This window comes from Paenibacillus azoreducens (assembly GCF_021654775.1).
In the GTDB taxonomy this organism is placed as follows: Bacteria; Bacillota; Bacilli; order Paenibacillales; family Paenibacillaceae; genus Paenibacillus_AQ; species Paenibacillus_AQ azoreducens.
This window is the reverse complement of sequence record NZ_AP025343.1, coordinates 4,373,968-4,394,184: the sequence shown is the minus strand read 5'-3', so window position 1 is coordinate 4,394,184 and position 20,217 is coordinate 4,373,968. Positions and strand designations below refer to the sequence as shown.

At 49.9% G+C, this 20,217-nt stretch carries 15 protein-coding genes; 11 read left to right on the top strand and 4 right to left on the bottom strand.

The genetic code is table 11. The features are described 5' to 3' along the window. The first annotated feature begins 100 nt into the window (after positions 1–100). On the top strand, positions 101–1,006 hold the full coding sequence (locus L6442_RS19335) for a LysR family transcriptional regulator (protein WP_212976693.1): 906 nt from the start codon (positions 101–103) through the stop codon (positions 1,004–1,006). A 16-nt stretch (positions 1,007–1,022) separates the two neighbouring features. Here L6442_RS19335 and L6442_RS19330 read toward each other — a convergent pair whose 3' ends face one another. Together L6442_RS19330 and L6442_RS19325 are read right to left on the bottom strand one after the other, a co-directional pair. After that, positions 1,023–1,601, bottom strand: a complete 579-nt coding sequence (locus L6442_RS19330; RefSeq protein ID WP_212976692.1) for a hypothetical protein — start codon at positions 1,599–1,601, stop codon at positions 1,023–1,025. Positions 1,602–1,639: 38 nt separating this feature from the next. Beyond that, a complete protein-coding gene (locus tag L6442_RS19325; protein ID WP_194231283.1) occupies positions 1,640–2,173 on the bottom strand; it encodes a hypothetical protein in 534 nt (177 codons plus the stop codon). A 150-nt stretch (positions 2,174–2,323) separates the two neighbouring features. Between L6442_RS19325 and L6442_RS19320 the strand changes: the two genes are divergently transcribed. The 5 genes from L6442_RS19320 to L6442_RS19300 all read left to right on the top strand — a co-directional run bounded on the left by L6442_RS19320 (position 2,324) and on the right by L6442_RS19300 (position 8,136). Further along, positions 2,324–3,031, top strand: coding sequence for a response regulator transcription factor (locus tag L6442_RS19320; protein ID WP_212976691.1), 708 nt, complete (start codon positions 2,324–2,326; stop codon positions 3,029–3,031). Beyond that, a complete protein-coding gene (locus L6442_RS19315) occupies positions 3,028–4,014 on the top strand; it encodes a sensor histidine kinase (RefSeq protein ID WP_212976690.1) in 987 nt (328 codons plus the stop codon). Before L6442_RS19320 ends, L6442_RS19315 begins: the two co-directional genes overlap by 4 nt. Positions 4,015–4,429: 415 nt before the next feature. After that, entirely contained in the window at positions 4,430–5,203 is a 774-nt protein-coding gene (locus L6442_RS19310; RefSeq protein ID WP_212976689.1) for an ABC transporter ATP-binding protein, read from the top strand. Continuing rightward, positions 5,178–7,106: an FtsX-like permease family protein gene (locus L6442_RS19305; RefSeq protein WP_212976688.1), complete on the top strand. Its 1,929-nt coding sequence runs from the start codon at positions 5,178–5,180 to the stop codon at positions 7,104–7,106. The genes L6442_RS19310 and L6442_RS19305 overlap by 26 nt, the downstream gene beginning before the upstream one ends. Positions 7,107–7,128: 22 nt before the next feature. Then, positions 7,129–8,136 (top strand): DUF418 domain-containing protein, encoded by a 1,008-nt coding sequence (locus tag L6442_RS19300; protein ID WP_212976687.1) that lies wholly within the window; start codon positions 7,129–7,131, stop codon positions 8,134–8,136. 1,060 nt (positions 8,137–9,196) lie between these two features. Here the strand turns inward: L6442_RS19300 and L6442_RS19295 are convergent. After that, complete coding sequence (locus tag L6442_RS19295; protein WP_212976686.1) at positions 9,197–10,177, bottom strand: phosphotransferase family protein; 981 nt, start codon at positions 10,175–10,177, stop codon at positions 9,197–9,199. Between the two features lie 103 nt (positions 10,178–10,280). Here L6442_RS19295 and L6442_RS19290 point away from each other — a divergent pair, with 103 nt between their 5' ends. From L6442_RS19290 to L6442_RS19270, 5 genes are all read left to right on the top strand, one after another. Next, entirely contained in the window at positions 10,281–12,038 is a 1,758-nt protein-coding gene (locus L6442_RS19290; protein WP_237099989.1) for an ABC transporter ATP-binding protein, read from the top strand. 108 nt (positions 12,039–12,146) lie between these two features. Beyond that, entirely contained in the window at positions 12,147–12,551 is a 405-nt protein-coding gene (locus tag L6442_RS19285) for a rhodanese-like domain-containing protein (protein WP_212976684.1), read from the top strand. Positions 12,552–12,707: 156 nt separating this feature from the next. Further along, complete coding sequence (locus L6442_RS19280; protein ID WP_212976683.1) at positions 12,708–13,388, top strand: hypothetical protein; 681 nt, start codon at positions 12,708–12,710, stop codon at positions 13,386–13,388. A gap of 122 nt (positions 13,389–13,510) precedes the next feature. Continuing rightward, complete coding sequence (locus L6442_RS19275) at positions 13,511–15,769, top strand: heavy metal translocating P-type ATPase (protein ID WP_373871777.1); 2,259 nt, start codon at positions 13,511–13,513, stop codon at positions 15,767–15,769. Positions 15,770–16,118: 349 nt separating this feature from the next. Continuing rightward, positions 16,119–19,115, top strand: coding sequence for a family 78 glycoside hydrolase catalytic domain (locus tag L6442_RS19270; RefSeq protein WP_212976681.1), 2,997 nt, complete (start codon positions 16,119–16,121; stop codon positions 19,113–19,115). A 144-nt stretch (positions 19,116–19,259) separates the two neighbouring features. Here L6442_RS19270 and L6442_RS19265 read toward each other — a convergent pair whose 3' ends face one another. Continuing rightward, on the bottom strand, positions 19,260–20,108 hold the full coding sequence (locus tag L6442_RS19265; RefSeq protein WP_212976680.1) for a M15 family metallopeptidase: 849 nt from the start codon (positions 20,106–20,108) through the stop codon (positions 19,260–19,262). Positions 20,109–20,217 lie beyond the last annotated feature (109 nt).

The window sequence follows — 20,217 nt, the reverse complement described above, 5'->3', positions numbered from 1 at the left end:
AATGGTATTCTAAGATAAGAAAATTGAATGTTTATCATTGTTAACATGAGAAAAATTCATGTAAAAAGAAAAAAGGAATTTCAAGGGATGGAAACAAGACATGAGTTTGATCAAATATGAGATACTGCAGCGGGTGGTTGAGCTGGGCAGCTTAACCAAAGCCGCAGAAGTGCTTGGTTTAACGCAGTCCGGCGTCAGCCACGCGATTCGCAGCCTGGAGTCGGAGTTTGGGTTTTCTTTGCTCAGCCGAAGCCGGTCCGGCGTTAAGCTTACGGACAATGGGCAGCGCGTCTTGAAATATATCCGGGACATGCTTCTTGTTCAAGAGCAATTGAAGCAAGAGGTCTCCTTGATTAACGGAATTGAGATCGGTACGATCCGGATCGGCACCTTTACGAGCATATCGATGCAGTGGCTGCCGGGAATCATCAGGCAATTTTTAAGCCAACACCCGAACATTGAAATTAAGCTGTATGAAGGGGACTATCACGAAATCGAGGAATGGCTGCTTAATGGAGAAATCGATCTGGGGTTCGTGTCCCTTCCGACCATGGATTCCTTTCATATTATCCCGCTGCACCGCGACCGGATGTTATGCGTGGTGCCTCCCGGTCATCCGCTGGCCTCGCAGCCTTATGTGCGCTACAGCCAAATCGCCGACATTCCTTTTATCATGCCGAAGGAAGGGAGCGACTATGATGTCCGGCGCGTATTGCGCAAAGGCAGGATCAAACCGCCTGTCCCCTTTCAGGCGTCGGACGATTACGCCATCATCGCCATGGTAGAGAACGGGCTGGGTATCAGCATTTTACCGGAAATGATTTTGCAGGCAAGAACAAGCCCTATTGTCGCGCTTGAGCTGGAAGACCGAAGCTTCCGGTCGCTCGGCATTGCCTTGAACACGGCCAAAAGCAGCGCCCCGGCAACGAAACAGCTGATCCGCTGCGCCAAAGAGTGGCTGACAGGCTGGCAGCCGTCACAGCAAACGGGATCCGGATCGACGTAAAGCCCAGCCCTTCGGTTCAGGCTTCCCACCAGACCAGATCGGCGGTTGTGCCGACGACTCCGGTTACGGATAGGGAGCCGCTGACTGACATTGTAATCGTCTGTCCCGGCGGTACGACATAGCCTCCGGCTTCATCATAAAGGAAAGGACCGGCTTGCAGAGGAATGCTAAAGAAGGCAGTGCCTCCATTCGGCGCGGAAGTTGAGGAATGGACAGTCATAACGCTTGTATTGGTGCTCGCAAAATTACTGTTAACGGGAGTAAGTGTCGTCGGGGAAGTTAACGTTCCTCCTTTCGTGAGCGTCAGCGTGCCGGTAAAGGATGAAAGCAGGTTAAGCGCCACGGTAACCCCGCCCGCAATTCTGGAGACGTAAAGCGTTTTACCGCTGCCGGCTGGATTTGCGACTTGCAGGGTGATCGCAACAGTACCGCCTAGAGCAAGCGTCGCCGAGTTTGTGGCGCTTGCTGCATAAAGATTGCCGGCTGCTCCCGCACCGGTCTCCGGAAGCGCAACCGTTCCGGGCGATTTATACGTATTGGTAAGATTTGTGTAGACAGGCCGGCTGGATTTGTCAAAGACGAAATGATTAGGCATGTATTTTCCTCCTTATTGTTCGCCATTAGCTGCAGCTCTTAAGCTTCCCACCAGGAAAGATTGATCGAGCCCGTCAGCGCGCCTGTTCCAAGAGTGATCGTCAATGTTTGGCCAGGGGGGACGACGAGCGAACCGTTCAAACTAATCGAGTACAGTCCGGCCGTAACGGGAACGTTGATGTAAAGCACCGGGCTGCCGCCGAGGGTTCCGTTGTTTTGATGTGTCGTTACGATGGAGGTGATCGTGCTTCCAAACAGATTATTTTGAGGCGTAGGTGTCGTCCCTCCAGTAATCGTGCCGCCGGAATACACATTCACTGTGGCCGCAGCCGTAGACCCTCCGGAGATACTGGAAGCGTAGACCGTTTTACCGCTTCCAGCAGGGTTGCTGATTTGAAGCAGAAGGTTTTGCGAAATCGGAACGGTGACGCTGCCTGATGTCAAGGTAAAAGAAGCCCCGGCCGACGCGGCACTGGAACTTGGGAGCGAACCGATGCCGGGCGATGTGTACGTATTGACGTTTTGCGTGTACAGAGGCAGGCTGGATTTGTTGAAGATCTTGAAATTGACCATGTTGTCATCCCCTTCTTCCGCATCATCCGCACATCGCGGAAGCATGTTTTGCGCGTGCGAAGAACTTTTGTATATGATATGAATCGGTTGGCTGATTTGATATAAAAGAGATTCACAATCCGCGAATGGGGCGAGAATGGAGGTAAGACCGTGGATCAAGTGAAAATACTGATTATTGAGGACGATGCCAAAATTGCTTCTCTATTAAAAACGCATATTGAGAAATATGGTTATACGGCTTTCAGGGTGGCGGACTTTGCCCATGTTTTGGATGAGTTCAAAGAGATAGGGCCGCATTTGGTTTTGCTGGACGTGAACTTGCCGATGTTTGACGGATTTTATTGGTGCAGGCAAATCCGGTCGCTGTCCACCTGTCCAGTTCTGTTTATATCGGCCAGAGAAAGCGAGATGGACCAGGTGATGGCGCTGGAGAACGGAGCCGACGACTACATCACGAAACCTTTTTATTACGATGTGGTCGTCGCCAAGATCCGCAGTCATCTGCGGAGGGCATACGGTTCCTATTCCGCCAGAACGGAAGAACGAACCGTGGAAACATCGGGGCTGGTGTTGTATCCGGAACGGTTTATATTGACCTACCGCGGCGAAACGGTTGAACTCACGCAAAAAGAATCGGTGCTGGTTGAAGCGCTCATGAAAAAGACCGACCGCATTGTCAGCCGTGGGCGCCTGCTGGATTTAATGTGGGAGGACAAGCATTTTATCGATGATAATACCTTGAACGTATACATTACAAGAATCCGAAAGAAGCTGAGCGAGCTAGGATTAGCCGAGCCGGTGGAAACTGTTCGCGGTGCGGGCTACAAGCTGAAGCTGGAAGGATATGCTGAAAAATGAGACTGTTCATACGTGAGCAGCTGCCGCTGCTGCTATTTTACGCGGGACAGATGATGCTGATCGGCTTGTGGTATTGGCTTGCGGTCCCGGATCATGCCGCGTTTACCGTCGTTTACGGCGCTTTACTGAGCTTTGCCGTACTGCTGTTATATCTGGCCTTCCGTTACTACAGTCAAAGAAAATTGTATGCGAGGCTTGAATCATCGCTGGCCGAAATGGACCAAGCGCTGGGCGACCTGGGAGAAACGCCGATGGCCGCCGCCGTAACCGATCTGCTCCGCCATCAATTCCAAATGTACAAAAATGAACTGTATGATACGCGGCAGAAGCTGGATAATCATACCGCCTTCATCAACCGTTGGGTTCACCAAATGAAAACTCCGGTTTCCGTTCTTCAGCTCACGCTGCAGGATTTGGACATTGAAGATGAGGCGGCGGATGGAATGCAGGAGGAAATCGACAGACTGAGAAAAGGGCTGGAGATGGCACTATATACCTCCAGACTGGACAAGTTTGAACAGGATTTCAAGGTGGAAAGCATTCCGCTGCGGGATGCGGTGGAGCAGGCCGTTGCGGTAAATCGTCAGTGGTTTATCCGCAAGGGGATTTACCCGGAAATCAGGGTTCCTGCCGATCTAAGCATCATAAGCGATGCCAAATGGCTGGCTTTTATTCTTGGTCAGGTGATCGTCAACGCGGTGAATTATTCGATTGAGGAAGGGGGAAAAGTTGTTTTCATAGCTTATGGGCAGGGACCGCATACGGTTTTGGAGATCAGGGATGAAGGAATCGGGATTGCCAAAGAGGATTTGGGCCGGGTATTCGAGCCTTATTTTACAGGCAACCAAGGGAGACAATATCACGAATCGACAGGCATGGGATTGTTTCTGGTACGGGAAGTATGCTTGAAGCTGGATCACCAAATCGAGTTGGAGTCGGAACCCGGCGAGGGGACGACGGTTCGGTTTACGTTTGAAAAGTGAAGTATATGGATCAAAAGGGCGCTCTCGATAACGAATAGCGCTCTATTTAAGTCCCCGGAAAGTAATAGGAATAAGCATCAAAGCGCAGGCCCCACTCAGTACTTTTGCTCCGCAAAAGCGCCCCTCTTTGAGAGGCGCCCTTACTTCTTTCCGATACTCTTTGTGGGGTTATTTTATTTTGGCTGAGTTATGACATCATACCGAACAGAACCTTACAAATCTTTAAGGTTGGTTTAAGGGGAATCCATAGTAAGCAAAGCGCCAATGCTATAAAGTGGGATACATAGAGAAGCTATATAAGTTGACTAAAGAAGAGGAGAAGGAATAGGCAAGAGGGTTCGATATTCTAAAAAAGGGCCGCCTTCATCCGTATGACCATCGTTTCAACTTAATAGATACAGGAAGGAGAACGAGGATGAGTGATATTTTAAAAGTAACCGGCCTCAGCAAAGTGTATCCGGGCAAAGTGATCACAAGGGCCTTGACCGATATTGAATTAACGATTCAAAAAGGAGAGTTCGTAGGCGTGATGGGACCGTCCGGGAGCGGCAAAACCACTCTGCTGAACATGGTGTCCACGATTGATACGCCAAGCTCGGGTACCGTGCTGATCAACGGCAGCAACCCGCATGTTCTGAAGAAAAAAGAACTGTCCCTGTTCAGGAGACGCGAGCTGGGGTTCGTATTCCAGGATTTCAATCTGCTCGACACGCTGACGGTGGCGGAAAATATTGTGCTGCCGCTTACGCTGGATAAGGCGGATCTGCAGACGATGGAAGCGAAGCTGGAGCAAATCGCGACCCGGCTTGGCATTCAAGAGATTTTGAACAAAAGGGTGTATGAAATATCCGGAGGACAGAGACAGCGTGCCGCCATCGCGCGCGCCATCATTCCCGAGCCGTCGCTTTTACTTGCGGATGAGCCCACGGGCGCATTGGATTCGGCTTCCTCGAAGACGGTCATGGAGACCATGGAAAAGCTGAATGCCGACGACGGCGTAACGATGATGCTGGTGACGCATGATCCGCTGGCAGCGAGTTATTGCCATCGCGTGGTGTTCATCAAAGACGGAAAGCTTTCGGGTGAAATCCGCCGGGGCGACAGCCGCCAAACCTTTTTCCAGAAAATCATCGACATGCTTTCGTATTTGGGAGGTAACGCGCATGAGCTTTCTTCAGTTCGCGTTTAACAATGTCAAACGGAATTCACGCGCGTATTTTGCCTATTTTTTAAGCAGCTGTTTTATGGTCATGGTTTTCTTTACGTATGCGCTGTTTATTTTCCATCCGGATATCGACCGGACCGAGCTGGGGTCCAACGTGCAGATGGTCATGAGAATCATGGAATATGTCATCTACATTTTTGCATTTTTATTTGTGCTTTACTCGATCGGAATCTTTCTGAAGGCAAGAAATAAAGAATTCGGCATTTTGACGATACTTGGGGGGACTCGAGGTCAGATAAGCAGATTGGTTTTCGTTGAAAACATGCTGATTGGGGCTCTCTCGATCATCGCCGGGATGCTGGCAGGCCTGTTGCTCTCCAAGCTTTTTTTGACGCTGAGCGCCCGCATGATCGGCATCGAGGAACTTGGATTATATTTTCCTGCAAAAGCAATCCTGCTGACGGCAGGCTCGTTTATCCTTTTATTTGTAGTCATCTCGGCCTTTACCTTGTTTTTTATCAATCAAAGCCGCGTGCTGGAGCTGCTGAAAGGTTCAAGCAAACCGAAAAAAGAACCGAGGGTGTCCATTGGGGTTTCCTTGTTCGGCATTTTGCTTCTGGCGGCAGGCTACTATACGGTCGATAAAAACCTCGCGATCGCCGCAGCGACGGGAATTGCCGGAACGTACTTCTTCTACACGCAGATCACGGTTCTAGTGTTCCGCATGCTCAAAAAAAGCCGCCGCTTGACCTGGAAGGGTACCCGCTTGATCTGGATTTCTGAAATGGCTTATAAAATCAAGGATAACGCGCGGGTTCTGTTTATGGTTACCGTCGTGACCGCTATTTGCTGCATGGCTGTCGCTTTTGTCATGTCCGTGAATTTGGGCAACCTGAGGGCATACGAAAATAACCCTTATGCAATCCGTTTTTTCTTGAATGATCCAAGCCGGGGAGAAAATGATCTAATGGTGATTGGGCAAAAGTTGGACGAAACAGGCATCGAATATCAAATGTTCCGGACGGAATCTTTTGCTGCCAAAGCCTCCGGTCGTACACCGGAAGTTGCGATCGTTCCGGCGGATACTTACTTAAAGATTGCGAAGGCGCTTGGGCTGGATGCAGCAAGTTCTCTACAGGGTGATCAGGCCGTGCTGGTGCAATCCGATAATGAAGCGCGCAATAATCCGGATTGGGGCAAAAATTCCGCTGTGAAGCTTGCGGATCCGGATCTGCAGCTGCAGATCATGAAGGAGATCCGGACAAAACAGGAGGTTTCGCCCTTGTCCGGTACGAATATGCTCGTCGTATCCCGTCCGGTTTATGAAAAGCTGACAAAACAAATTCCGGAAAATAAAAGCTATCGGATCAACGACGTGTACATTTATATGGTTCCTGCCTGGACCAATGCGGGCAAACCGGGAAGAGAGGATCAGGAGTACAAGCTAGGCCTGGAGCTTCAACAATGGGCGTATAAACAGAATTCCGTAGAACACTCGGCCAATCTTCTGGATAGCCGCGGGGGAAGGTATGCCATGCAAGAACAAGGGGTAGCGATGATGAGCTTCGTCGGCGTGTTTATCGCTTCCTTGCTATCGGTCTGTTCGGCCAGCTTCCTCTACTTCAAACTTCATTCCGAACTCCGGCAGGATCAAGAGATGTACACCGCCATGTCCAAAATCGGCCTGCAGCCGGGCGAAATGGGCAAATCATCGGCGATTCAAATTGCGGTATTGTTTTTTACGCCGATAATCGTCTCGGCAATCCAGACACTTGTGGTGTTAAACCGGGTGCGGGAAGGATTTGGTTTGGATGACGTCAATCAGCCTGTCCTAATCGCTTCGGCGGCATTTCTTGCAGCCCAGACGCTGTATTTCCTGCTGGTCAGCACCAGATATATTCAAAAACTGAAAAGGGTGATGGTTTAGAAAGGTGATGAACGGATTCACCATGAAACGAATTGACGTCCTGGATTATTTGCGCGGATTTGCGCTTGTCGGGATTATCTTCATCAACATCTTTCAGATGATTCCTTATGAGCATATGCCGCAGGATTATGGATTTTGGAGCCAGCTTGAGGTTGGCGTATTAAAACTAATTGATTATGGGATATACGGCCGTTTTTATACGATATTCAGCTTTTTATTCGGTATAGGTTTTTACTTGTTTATTTCCCGCGCCAAAGCGAGAGGGGATAAAGCCTATCTCTTGTTTGTGCGAAGGCTGCTGATTCTGCTCGTATTCGGGTTTATCCATAGCAAGTTCCAGCCTGGAGAAGCGTTGATGCTGTATTCGATTTTGGGCTTCCTGCTGCTGCCGTTGTATAATTTGAAACCTGCAGTCAATCTGTTTCTGGGAATCGTGATCTTGGTTTTGGGCCAAAGTTTTGGAGCTCTCGGCATGAGTCTCAGCATGTTTGTACTGGGCCTGTGGGCGGGCCAAAGCCGCATATTTGAGCAGGTGGGCCAATATAAGAAGCGCTGGATCATTGCGCAGGTGGTTTCGCTGGTCCTCATCCCGTTCGGCTTATGGGCGCAGTATGCCATTATTGATCGAACCGGGATGCTCGATGTTGGGATGGCGGCGGGGGCCATTGCGGAAGATGTATTTTACGTCACGTCGCTTACGCTGCTTTTGCAGTATCCGTTCATGAGAAAGTGGCTGATGCCGCTGAATCGGCTCGGACGCATGGCGCTGACCAATTACATTATGCAGACCGTCATCATTTTAACATTGGATGCAGTGCTGGGCCTGAGCGGGCGTGCTTATTATTTGATCTTGGCCATGATTGCCGCAGAGATTCTGCTGCTCCAAATGGTGATCAGCACCATGTGGTTGAAACGTTTTGCTATGGGACCTCTGGAATGGATTTGGCGGTTAGGCACGTATGGTAAAATTCCTGAGCATTATAAATCTGAGGGGAAGCAGGAACGTCAGCTGAAAAATGATTTTCAATAGGACTTATAGAAAAATGATATTCCATAGAACATTTAGAATTTTTAAAGAAAATAAGGGTGCAAGTTTGCTTGAACTAAAAAGACGCGGGTAGAATCCGCGGGATCAAGCTGCCGGAATCGGTCCTCATGGATGAGCTTGAACCAAAAAGACGCAGGTAGAATCCGCGTCCTAGATTGCCTGAGAAGGGGCTGTCCTAAAAGTCGTTTATGCTTTTTAAGCCCCGCCACAGGCAGGATTTCAAACAATAAAGAAGCCTTCAAACCCGCTGCTGCGGTGGTTTTGAAGGCTTTGTTGTTCTAAATTTGGGACTGGCTCATCCGTAATTCCCTTCTTGGATAGACTTTTTTGATTATACTCGCCAGTTGCGATTTGCTTTGATGTACTGCGATGTGATGTAAAGGGAAAATTCGAGATTGTTGCAAAAGTGCAGGTTTTTCAATCGTATTAGCCCAATTTCAGGAGAAAGCCTGCAAAAGTGCATCTTTTTACGTTGTTATATTTACATTTATCCTTCGAACGAGAAAATAAATGCACTATCGCAACCATTTGATATTTTTTTGCAATTCGAGCTCCAAAAACTGCACTTTTGCAATTAATTGGAGTTCGCAGTCTATGAGGTCGGCTGTTTTCAAGACCAATTGAACCTTACATTTGGGGCAGCACCTCATTCCAAATCTTCAGTGAAATTCTGAGAAGTACAGAGCCAGAGCCGCAAAATGACACGATGCTGACCTGCGCAGAATTCTAACGGACACAGCGGACGCTATCGAGGATGATTTCGACCGTTTTGAATTCTAACGGACACAGACGCCGCTATTTAATCAAAAAGTCCCTTTGTGGTGGTGTTTTGGAGCAATTAAGCGTCGTGGTGTCCGTTAAAATTTAAAAAAGGCTGTTTTTGACCTCTTAGCGGCTGTGGTGTCCGTTAGAAACTCACATAACCTCACGGTCAACACCAACAATGAAAATGTTATGGTTTTTGTCTCAAAAACAGCAAAAGCATATTTTCATATAAAGTTTTAGAAGCTCTTTTTTGCTCGAATAACGATTATGTGTTTCGTTAGCCCATGCATAGACTGAGTTCCTCAATGCTGTTTGCAATCAACGACTTCAAATCCGAAATGCGGTTCGGCATGGCCGGTGTCGATCGGTTCAACAAATCGCAGAGAGCAACGAGATCCTCCAGTCTGGCAAGCATACGCCAGTTGAAGGGGAGCTGCCCTCCAGCTTCTACATAGCCCTTTATAAAGGCTTGTTCGAATATAGAGTCCGGTTTTTCGTATCGCAACATATTTCCAATATCGCAGAGCCGGCTGCCTGAATACGCGAACTCCCAATCGAGAACGGCCGATACGGCGCCGTCTTTGAACAGGATATTGAGACCGTTGTAATCGGAATGAACCAGCACCGGTTTACCGGCTTGCTCATCCAAGTAGGGGGCGAGTTTTGCGCAGCATTCTTGCAATCGGCGTGCAATGCCGCTCCCAAGATATTGGCCGGCGTTTTGCTGCTCGAGGCTGTCGTCGATAAAAGCCGTAAATGTGTCCGCATCCATCTTGATGCGTTGGGCGATATTCAGTTCGCTGCCAAAGAACCCCGGTTCTTCGAACTGATGGCTGTGGATTTGGGCCAACGCTGCCCCGGCGGAAGCGGCGCATCGGGAAATTTCATCGGCATCACCGTTTTGGAGTACATCCCGCAGCAGTTTTCCCGGCATCCATTCCAGTACGGCATAAGGTTGGCTTAACCGTGTGCAGCTCGCATCCATATATAAAATCTGCGGAACGGGCGCCGAATTCATTACAAGCTGATGAATAGCCTGTTCTTTTTCGGCAATCCATGCCCCTTCCCGATATACTCTTAGTATGTATGGAACTGACATGCCTGAAAACCTGATGACGTAGTTGGAGTTGCTGAGGCCTGTTCCAATTCGTTCAACCTGCAAGACCTGTTTTCCGGGAAATAAGTCCGAGACCAGTGCGGAAGCCTGGGTCTGGTTCATTGGCGCCGGAGCAGCCGGCCGTTCCCAATTCTCTTTCATGTGCACGCTCACCTCCAAGATATGACTTCATACATTAGTGAATGTATAATTAGTTAAGAAAAGGATGTTAACATTATTATACATGGATAGGAGAAATCATAAAATGAAAGAAGGTTATCAAAAAGGGAACTGGAAAGCGTTTGTCCACCTGGTCCGCCAAACCAAGCCATCCGCCTGGATGCTTTCTGTGGCGGCGGTTTTAAGCATTTTCTCCACTTTGGTGAGTCTTGTGGTGCCTTTGTTTACCAAAGGGCTGGTGGACAGTTTTACGGTGAACGACATCAAACCCGTTCAAATTGTTTTGCTTGTGGTAAGCTTCGTGGTTTCCGCCATTTCCGGCGGGGTATCGATTTATTTGCTGAACAGGTTGGGACAAGAGGTGGTTGCCAAGCTGCGCGACCGTCTCTGGAAAAAGCTGCTGAAGCTGCCCATTCCATACTACGACAATCACCGGACAGGCGATACGATTAGCCGGATGACAAATGACACTGCGGTGCTGAAGGGACTTGTGTCCGAGCATGTCACGGGATTTTTTAACGGCGTGATTTCGATGGTGGGGGCAATCGTCATTTTGCTGCTTCTCGATTGGAAAATGACGCTGATTATCCTTGCGGCAATTCCCGTTACGGCTGCGGTTTTGGTTCCGCTCGGCCGGGTTATGCTTCACATCTCGCGCCGTCTGCAGGATGAGACCGCCGATTTTACGACGATCCTGAATCAGGTCCTCTCCGAGATTCGGCTTGTAAAAGCCTCCAATGCGGAAGACCGGGAAACGGAAGTCGGTCAAAAGGCGATTCAGGGATTGTTGAGGCTCGGCATACGTGAGGGCAAAATCCAGGCTTTTATCGGTCCGATTATTTCTTTTGTAATGATGGGTCTCATGGTGCTTATTATCGGGTACGGTGGCTTGCGAGTATCAAGCGGGGCGCTGTCCGCAGGTGATTTGGTGGCATTTATTTTATATCTGGTACAGATTATCATGCCGATGAACCAGATTACGATGTTTTTTACACAACTGCAAAAATCGGTGGGGGCTACGGAACGTATTGTCAATATACTGGAAGATAGACAGGAAAACGTATCGGAAGGCAAAACGCTGTCCGGTCCCATTCAAACCATCGAGCTTGAGCATGTTCATTTTTCATATGAAAAAGGCGATACCGTTCTGCATGACATCAGTTTTACGCTGAAACCGGGGAAAGTGACGGCTGTTGTCGGACCGAGCGGGGGTGGCAAAACCACACTGTTTTCCGTCCTGGAACGTTTTTATCTTCCTGACAGCGGGGTCATCCGGGTCGGAGGAGAGGATGTCAGCGAATATTCACTCCAGTCATGGCGCAAGCAAATCGGATACGTCCCGCAGGAAAGTCCGATCGTGGCAGGGACAATCCGGGATAACATATGTTACGGCATGGACCGCGAAGTAAGCGAGGAAGAACTCAAACATGCTGCCCATATGGCGTATGCCGACATATTTATCGATGAATTGCCTGAGGGTTATCAGACCGAAGTTGGAGAACGCGGGATCAAATTATCGGGAGGTCAGCGGCAACGGATTTCCATTGCCCGTGCGCTTCTCCGGAACCCGCAAATTCTGATGTTGGATGAAGCGACTTCAAGTCTGGACAGCCAGTCGGAGGTTTTTGTGCAGAAGGCGCTGCAAAATCTGATGAAAGGGCGCACAACGCTGGTTATAGCCCATCGTTTGTCTACTGTCGTGGATGCCGACCAGATCCTGTTTATTGAAAAAGGGCATATAACGGGAAGAGGCACGCATCATGAAATGGTTGAAAACCATGCCATGTATCGGGAGTTTGCCAATCAGCAGCTGCGGATTGCCGATTCGATCTCACAAGGGTGATGAATAATTTTTGTTGATTTTTAGAATGAGCGCTTCTATAATGTTCTTATACCCCTCTGGGTATGTAATTACGTCGTTAAACAAGACACGGTTCAAGGAGGAACGAAATTGATACTGTGGATATTGTTTGCATTGTTTGCTGCCGCAACGGCTGTTGTATGGGTTGTTCGGGAACTGACCCCGGTTCAAGGTCTGACCTTTATTAGCAATGAAGATCTATATTCATATGAAAAGGATCGGCATGGAATGCAATTGCTTGATGTAAGGGATCAGGTAGATTATATAAAGCATCATGTTCCGGGTTCGATCAATATTTCCATAGGCAGACTGCCCTATGTTCATGAGTCGCAGCTTACATCCGAAGCGCCTGTGGTCATTTTGGCAGAAAACGTCCGCAAGACCAAAAAGGCGGCACGTATGCTGAAGAGGTATGGTTTCTTGAGGATATATGCTCCAAGCAACGTCAAAGCTCCTTGGAATTGCGGCTGCTGCTGCCGCTCGGTCGGTTGCTGATTTTTTAACGACTTGATGGTCGAGAAGTTGCATTACTGAAAGAACCAGGCCTAGCTTTGCCGGGTTCTTTCTTGCTATAAGGCGGGGGAACTGAAGGGCCTTGCGGTATACCAGCCTGGAACCGTTACAATCAATGAAAGGAAGGAGCCGTACATATTGCAGGTGATTATGATCGGTCCGATCATGCTAAAGTACTCATTGATTATGGCAATCATTGCTGCGTCCACCGGATATCTGGTCATTCTTTTCCGGACAAGACATTTGGATACCCGGCTTCGAAAGGCAGTATTGGACGATCTTATGGTTGCGCTTTTGATCGGCATTTTGATATGGAGACTCAGTCCGTTCGTTTTTAACGCGAAGGCAATGATGCATTCGCCGAAATCTTTGCTTTATTATACAGGCGGGACATCGGGAATTCTGCTGGCTGCTTTGGCGGCCGTCCTGATCATTGCTTACAAGTGCGTGAAACAGCATAAGCCTTGGACGGTTTACGCCAATACGGGACTGACCTGGCTAATTTCCGCGTATGGCATTTGGGATCTGCTGCGAATTTTTCTGGACGACGGGGGGTATCCCGCAGTCGGTACCGCCATTGTTGCAGCAGCCGTCGTTGTCTATCAATTCCGGCATCGGGAGCGGATCTTCAGCAGTTATCTTCTGGTTTGCACCGTGATGTGGTCAGCGATCGGCTTGTTTGCCGTATCGCTTGTGGACGAATCGGTAGAAGCGTTATGGCTGGGACTTGGCGGGATGCAGCTTATCTTGCTGTTCATGGCCATTATGGCTTTGATCATGAAAGTAATCCTTGAGAAAAAAGAATCCCAATGTACATAATTCTGCATGAACCGCGTATAAACGCGGTTTTTTTTGCCGATGATACTAATTTTAGGAGAGAGTGCATTGACATCTTCCCGGTAAAGTGAATATAATATGCTTAACAAGTCACATATGAACATATGCTCATATTATATCGCAGTTTAGATCGGAGGCTGTTTAAGATGGCTGAGGCAACCGGAAGAGTGAAACGCGAACTCGTGTTGGACGGCTTGGATTGCGCCAATTGTGCAATGAAAATTGAAGACAACGTCAAGAAAATGGATGGAATTCGTTCCTGCTCCGTCAATTTCGTCAAGCAGACGTTAATCTATGAAACGGATGAGGAAAATGAAGCACTGCTTTACGATGTGAAAAAGAAAATCAAAAAGCTTGAGCCGCATATTACAGTGATGGACCACCCATCTGCAGGGCATAAGAAACAAGGCGGTCACCATGACCATCAACACGGTCATGATCATGGTCACGAACACGGCCATGCACACGGACATGACCATGGAGCGGAAGGACATTCTCATGCTCATGATCATGGTAGCGGCGGAACGAAAAAGATGGCGATCCGTTTAGTTGTTGGCGCAGCTTTGACCGCAGCTGGATTGCTTATCGATGCCGGCCCGTATGTGGAGCTTGCGATCTTCCTTGCGGCATATTTGGTTGCCGGCGCGGATATCGTGCTTCAAGCCGTCAAAAATATCATCCGGGGTCAGGTATTCGATGAATATTTCCTGATGTCGGTCGCAACCATAGGCGCATTTGGCGTCGGCCAGTATCCGGAAGGCGTTGCGGTTATGCTGTTCTACCAGCTCGGCGAGATGTTCCAGGGAATTGCCGTCAACCGTTCCCGCAAATCCATCAGCGCTATGATGGACTTGCGTCCGGACTTTGCCAACCTGAAAGTGGGCAGCGATACGAAACGCGTGGCTCCGGAAGAAGTGCAGGTCGGCGATTATATCGTCGTCAAACCGGGAGAAAAGGTACCGCTCGACGGTGTGGTAGTCGAAGGAAGTTCGATGGTGGACACATCGGCTTTGACCGGCGAATCCGTTCCCCGCGAAATTGAAACAGGACACGATGTATTAAGCGGATTTATCAACAAAAACGGCGTTTTGACCATTAAAGTAACCAAAGGTTTCGGAGAATCGACGGTTTCGAAAATTTTGGATTTGGTCCAAAATGCGAGCAGCAAGAAAGCTCCGACCGAAAATTTTATTACGAAATTCGCCAGATACTATACGCCGGTCGTGGTGATCGTGGCCGTTCTCCTTGCGCTTGTGCCGCCGCTTGTAATCAGCGGAGCAGCCTTTTCGGATTGGATATACAGAGCACTTATATTCCTGGTTATCTCTTGTCCTTGCGCGCTGGTCGTTTCCATTCCGCTTGGTTTCTTCGGCGGGATCGGAGCGGCTTCCAAAGCGGGCATCCTGATCAAAGGAAGCAACTATCTCGAAGCGTTAAATGATGTCAAATATGTTGTTTTCGACAAAACCGGCACATTAACCAAAGGCGCTTTTAAGGTAACGGATATCCGTCCAACCTTGGAGGGAATGAATAAGGAACAGCTGCTGGAGATTGCAGCTTACGCCGAATTTCATTCGACGCATCCCATTGCCGAATCCATCCGTACGGCTTATGGCAGGGAGTTGGATGAAGGACGGATAGAAAGCTATAACGAAATCTCCGGACATGGCATTCAGGTGCAAGTAGACGGCAAAGCCGTGTTGGCCGGAAATACCAAACTCATGGATAAGGAATCTATAGTTTTCAAACAGCCGGAACTTGCCGGAACAACGGTGCATATCAGCGTGGATGGCCGGTATGCCGGATACATTACCATTTCGGATGAAGTGAAGGAAGATGCGGCGGAAGCGATCCGCACGCTGAAGCAGATGGGCAAGAAAACCGTTATGCTGACAGGGGATTCCAAGGCGGTTGGCGAAGCGGTTGGCCGCTCGCTGGGATTGGATGAGGTTCATGCCGAACTGCTGCCGCAGCATAAAGTGGAAGAGATCGAGAAGCTGGACAGCAAGAAATCCGCAAAAGAAAAAATCGTATTTGTGGGCGACGGCATCAACGATACGCCGGTACTCGCCAGAGCTGATGTCGGCGTGGCGATGGGCGGTCTGGGCTCGGATGCCGCCATCGAAGCGGCGGACGTGGTCATTATGACGGATGAGCCTTCCAAGATCGGAACGGCGATTCATATCGCAAAGCGCACGCGCTCGATTGTATGGCAGAACATTGTTTTTGCGCTGGGGGTTAAAGCAATCTTCCTCCTCTTGGGCGCATTTGGGATTGCGACAATGTGGGAAGCGGTGTTCTCGGATGTTGGGGTCACGCTTATTGCGGTACTAAACGCGATGCGGGTATTGAAGGCGAAATAACTAGAAAAGGAATAGCCTGGAAGAGTGGGGGCCAGGTATTCCCATAGGGACCATAGAAATGCCGGGAATATTAGATACTCCATAATGCAAAGAACGCATCTTACTCCAATGGGAGAAGAGGCGTTCTTTTTTATACGCATTGGAAAAACTTGTCCTCGCCACAAATCGTAAACCTATCTCATTCTGATTATAACTCCGCGATTCCCTTTATTTAAATACTTCAGTTGGAACCTGAATCTGTTTCAGAGTTAGTTAGAATTACCCTTCACTCATGAATGGTGCTGATGAATAATAGAGTTATTCAAAGAGCATCTATCATTTAAAGGAAATTGGAGAGGGGATTTATATCATGAATCAATCCGTACTCCCGGAATGGAAGGCTTCCTGGATTTGGGGATCCGGCGAGCCGAGCCCCCGGAATGAATGGCGCTGTTTCCGCCGCGTTTTCACTTCGGGGAGTTCCGTTCGTTCCGCCAAATTACGAATTAGCGCCGATTCCCGGTATGTGCTGTACATCGACGGCAAGCTGCTTGGACGGGGGCCTGTCCGCTCGTGGCCATCCGCTTGGGCCTATGACGAATATGAGATCAGCCATCTGCTGGAAGCGGGAAAAGAAACGGTCATTGCGGTGCTGGTCATGCATTACGGCATCTCTACATTTCAATACATACGAGGCCGTGGGGGGCTTTTGGTTCAGCTGGATATGCAAAATGCAGATTCAGGTTTTGCCTCTGGCGGTTCAAATCCTATCGATTGGAGCATCGTCTCGGATGCCTCTTGGAAAACAGCCATCCACCAAGGACATGACCCGAATTCCTCGCGCATTTCCTGTCAGATAGCTTTTACGGAAATCATGGATGCCGGGAAATGGGACGGCCGATGGGTCACCGCCGCATATGACGACAGCGGCTGGGAGCAAGCTTCGGTTATCGGGCCCGTTGGTGTGAAGCCATGGACGGAGCTGGTTCCTAGGGACATTCCTTACCTGACGGAGGAACCTGTCTATCCGTCAAGGGTGGAGAGTTTGCACGGCGTGAAGCCTCCTGCCTGGAGTGCGGTTATCGATTTGTACGGCATGATGTCGCCGGACAGCGGCTATCATGCCAATAATATCGCATTCTGCGGATATTTGGCGACAAGGATGATGCTGGAGGAGTCGGCCCCTTTTACGATCGGCATTCCCGATTCGGGGCGCATCGCTCCTGTTATTCGCATCGACGGGCACCAATACGAATCAGAGGACTATACCGGTGAAGAGCCCGAGCGTTATCTGAACGTATTCTTGGAAGCGGGAGAACATTTCCTCCTGCTGGACGTGACCGGCGTGAGCCACGGGCATGGTTTCCATATCGGCTTTGACTGCGAGGTTCCTTTCCAGCTGCAAGCCATAGATGTGACTGAGGCCAAGGCATTGGCGACCGGAGTATCGTCGGGGGAGGAGTCGGAGGCGAGTGCGGTCGAGGCTGCGGGATCGGCAGCGCAACCTTATCCGCCCGAGTTCAGCCTTGTCGGCCCATTTGATGCGGTGGCGATCATTGATCACCAGCCGACGAGACCCTTGAACCGCGAACATCCGGCCTATCAAGCGATTCGACACGCTGCATCCGCTTCCGGCCTGCAGCCGTTCGAAGCTTGGATACGTTCTGTTGATGCTCCATTCATCAATCGCAATGATGTCTTCGCGGCTTGCGTATGGAAAAAGGCCGAAACAGTGCAGCAGATGCCTGCGTCTTTGCAGCATGCCGTGACTGCAGGTCCGGATGCGGCCGTCCTGCCCGTGCTGCAGGGCATGGATACCGAAATTGTCATTGATTTCGGAAGGGAGTTGTCGGGATATATCTCTTTTGAGCTGGACGCCGCAAGCGGGACCGTGATAGACCTGTATGGCTTCGAGTTTATGAAGGATGGATGGCGGCAGCACACTTACCAGTTGGATAATACGCTCCGCTATCGCTGCCGAGAGGGGAGGCAGGTCTATACCTCGTTGATCCGGCGCGGGCTGCGCTATTTGGCATTGACCGCCCGAGGCGCCTCCCGGCCCGTCCGGCTGTTCGAGGTGAAGATGATTCAGAGCAACTTCCCGGTGGCGAATATCGGCAGTTTCCGCAGCAGTGACGCGATGCTCAATGAAATATGGAGAATCAGCCGGGATACGACCCGGCTGTGCATGGAGGATACGTTCGTTGATTGTCCGGCTTACGAACAGGCCTATTGGGTCGGCGATGCCCGAAATGAAGCGCTGGTCGGTTATTATGCATTTGGCGCAAAAGAAATCGTCGAACGCTGCCTGAAGCTTGTGCCGGGCTCCGATTTCCAAACGCCGCTGTACGCTGACCAGGTGCCAAGCGGCTGGAACAGCGTCATCCCGAATTGGACCTTTTTTTGGGTGACGGCATGCCTTGAATATTATCAATATGCCGGGCGCGATTCGTTTCTGAAGGAGATTTGGCCTCACGTGAAACGGACGATGGAACAATATTTGAAACATATTGACGATAAGGGACTGTTTGCGTTTGACGGCTGGAACCTGCTGGACTGGGCTCCATTTGAGCAGCCGAATGAAGGCGTGGTCGCCCCACAGAATATGTTTTTGTACAGAACGCTCAATCATGCAGCCGAGATCGGAACCATTGCCGGTGATCAGGAGAGCTCCGAGCGTTTTCGTGAAGAAGCCGCAAAGCTGAAAACCTCGATCAATGCGCATCTTTGGGATGAGTCGAGGCAGGCGTATGCCGATTGTATCCGTCGTGACGGCAGCTTCTCCGAAACGCTTAGCGCCCAGACGCAAGTTGCGGCTCATTTATGCGATGTGGCGGAGGGGGAGCGGTTAGAGAAGCTCAAGTCCTATATTCTCGATCCGCCGCAATCTTTCGTGAAGATCGGCAGCCCGTTTATGTCCTTCTTTTATTACGAAGCGTTAGCCCGGATGGGACGGCTGGATGTCATGGTCAACGATATGCGCGAGAGCTATGGCATTATGATCGAAAACGGCGCCACGGCGTGTTGGGAGATGTACCCATGGAGCGGATATTTCAAAGATCCGAGAATACTGACCCGGAGCCATTGCCATGCCTGGTCCGCTGGCCCCGCCTATTTCCTCGGAGCGCATATTCTGGGCGTTCAGGGCGCGAGCCCGGGTTGGTCCAAGGTAAAGGTTGCCCCTCAGCCATGTGGCCTGAAGCGGGCGTCAGGTTCCGTACCTTTGCCGGATGGCGGGCGTATCGATGTTTCCTGGCGGGTCGAAGGGAAGGATCAGCTCCTGCTTACCATTGCTGCGCCGTCGCAGGTCGAAATCGAGATAGTAGCGCCCGAGAGCTATAAACTAAAAGTAGAGTACGGAAATTAAGCGGTTTGTGGGCGGACAATTGCCGGTTTAGGAGTACAAAACAACAAGCGCCTGTCAAAAACACCATCATCTCCTGTATAAGAGAGATGATGGTGTATTTTTGGATAAATTGCGGCCAGCAATCATGAACCGACAGTGATTAGCTTAGGAACCGGATGCGACACGTGCCTGATCTGCATATTCCTCAAACGTAAGATCATTTTTGAACATGTCATCGGCCGCAGGCTGACCCACGTAACGAAGATGCCACGGCTCGTAAGTGTAGCCCGTAATGTTTTCTTTTCCTTTCGGGTATCGAATGATAAAGCCAAATTCATGCGCATGCTCCGCAAGCCATTCCGCTTCCGGCGTGCCGGCGAAACAACCCGTTGCGGCGCAGCTGCCGTCCGATTTGGTCACGTCGATGGCGAGGCCGGTTTCATGCTCGCTGGTGCCTGGATAAGCACTATAAGTACGCGCTTTTTCTTCGCCGTCCTTTTGGACGTATGCTTCAAACACCGCTTTTTGTCTTTTGTGGGAACGGTAAGCGGATACTCCTGCGAGCGGCAGGCCGTCCTTGTCCGCAGCTTTGAACAATTTTTCGAGAGCCTGCGCAGCCTCTTTCCGCATCATGCGCTTTTCGATCTTCTCTTTAAAGGTAAAGCGTACGTTCGGATATACGAGGTCGTCCGGCGCATAGTTCTCCGGCAGCTTATGCTGCTTGTTTACGAGCACGTCTGTGGAGGCGGGATTGGCGACGGTTTGGATATCGCCGATTCCATCTTTCCCTGAAGGGCTTGTCCCCTTGTCCGTATTACTCAAGTCGCTACTTCCGCTTTCGCTCGGAGTGGAGGTGGTGATTTCCCCACTGTTCTGAAGGGATGCTTCGCTGCTACCCGCACTGCTTTGCTTTTCCTTCTGTACGTTTTGTTTCACGACAGCCGTATCCGCAGGTTTGTCGCAGGCACTTAGAAGGCATGCCGCAGCGGAAAAAATCAGAATTGCTTTTTTCAATGTGTTCAATCTCCTTTTAAGGATAGTCGGGGAATCATGATCCCTCGCTGGTCATAACGGAAGTGTAAAGGAAGGATGTTTCCGCGTTTTCTGTCGATGTATCCGGAAT

Excerpts from the sequence above, each read along its gene's own strand:
- L6442_RS19335 (WP_212976693.1), top strand. The coding sequence starts at position 101 with ATGAGTTTGATCAAATATGAGATACTGCAGCGGGTGGTTGAGCTGGGC.
- L6442_RS19330 (WP_212976692.1), bottom strand. The coding sequence starts at position 1,601 with ATGCCTAATCATTTCGTCTTTGACAAATCCAGCCGGCCTGTCTACACA.
- L6442_RS19325 (WP_194231283.1), bottom strand. The coding sequence starts at position 2,173 with ATGGTCAATTTCAAGATCTTCAACAAATCCAGCCTGCCTCTGTACACG.
- L6442_RS19315 (WP_212976690.1), top strand. The coding sequence starts at position 3,028 with ATGAGACTGTTCATACGTGAGCAGCTGCCGCTGCTGCTATTTTACGCG.
- L6442_RS19310 (WP_212976689.1), top strand. The coding sequence starts at position 4,430 with ATGAGTGATATTTTAAAAGTAACCGGCCTCAGCAAAGTGTATCCGGGC.
- L6442_RS19305 (WP_212976688.1), top strand. The coding sequence starts at position 5,178 with ATGAGCTTTCTTCAGTTCGCGTTTAACAATGTCAAACGGAATTCACGC.
- L6442_RS19300 (WP_212976687.1), top strand. The coding sequence starts at position 7,129 with ATGAAACGAATTGACGTCCTGGATTATTTGCGCGGATTTGCGCTTGTC.
- L6442_RS19295 (WP_212976686.1), bottom strand. The coding sequence starts at position 10,177 with ATGAAAGAGAATTGGGAACGGCCGGCTGCTCCGGCGCCAATGAACCAG.
- L6442_RS19290 (WP_237099989.1), top strand. The coding sequence starts at position 10,281 with ATGAAAGAAGGTTATCAAAAAGGGAACTGGAAAGCGTTTGTCCACCTG.
- L6442_RS19275 (WP_373871777.1), top strand. The coding sequence starts at position 13,511 with ATGCTCATATTATATCGCAGTTTAGATCGGAGGCTGTTTAAGATGGCT.
- L6442_RS19270 (WP_212976681.1), top strand. The coding sequence starts at position 16,119 with ATGAATCAATCCGTACTCCCGGAATGGAAGGCTTCCTGGATTTGGGGA.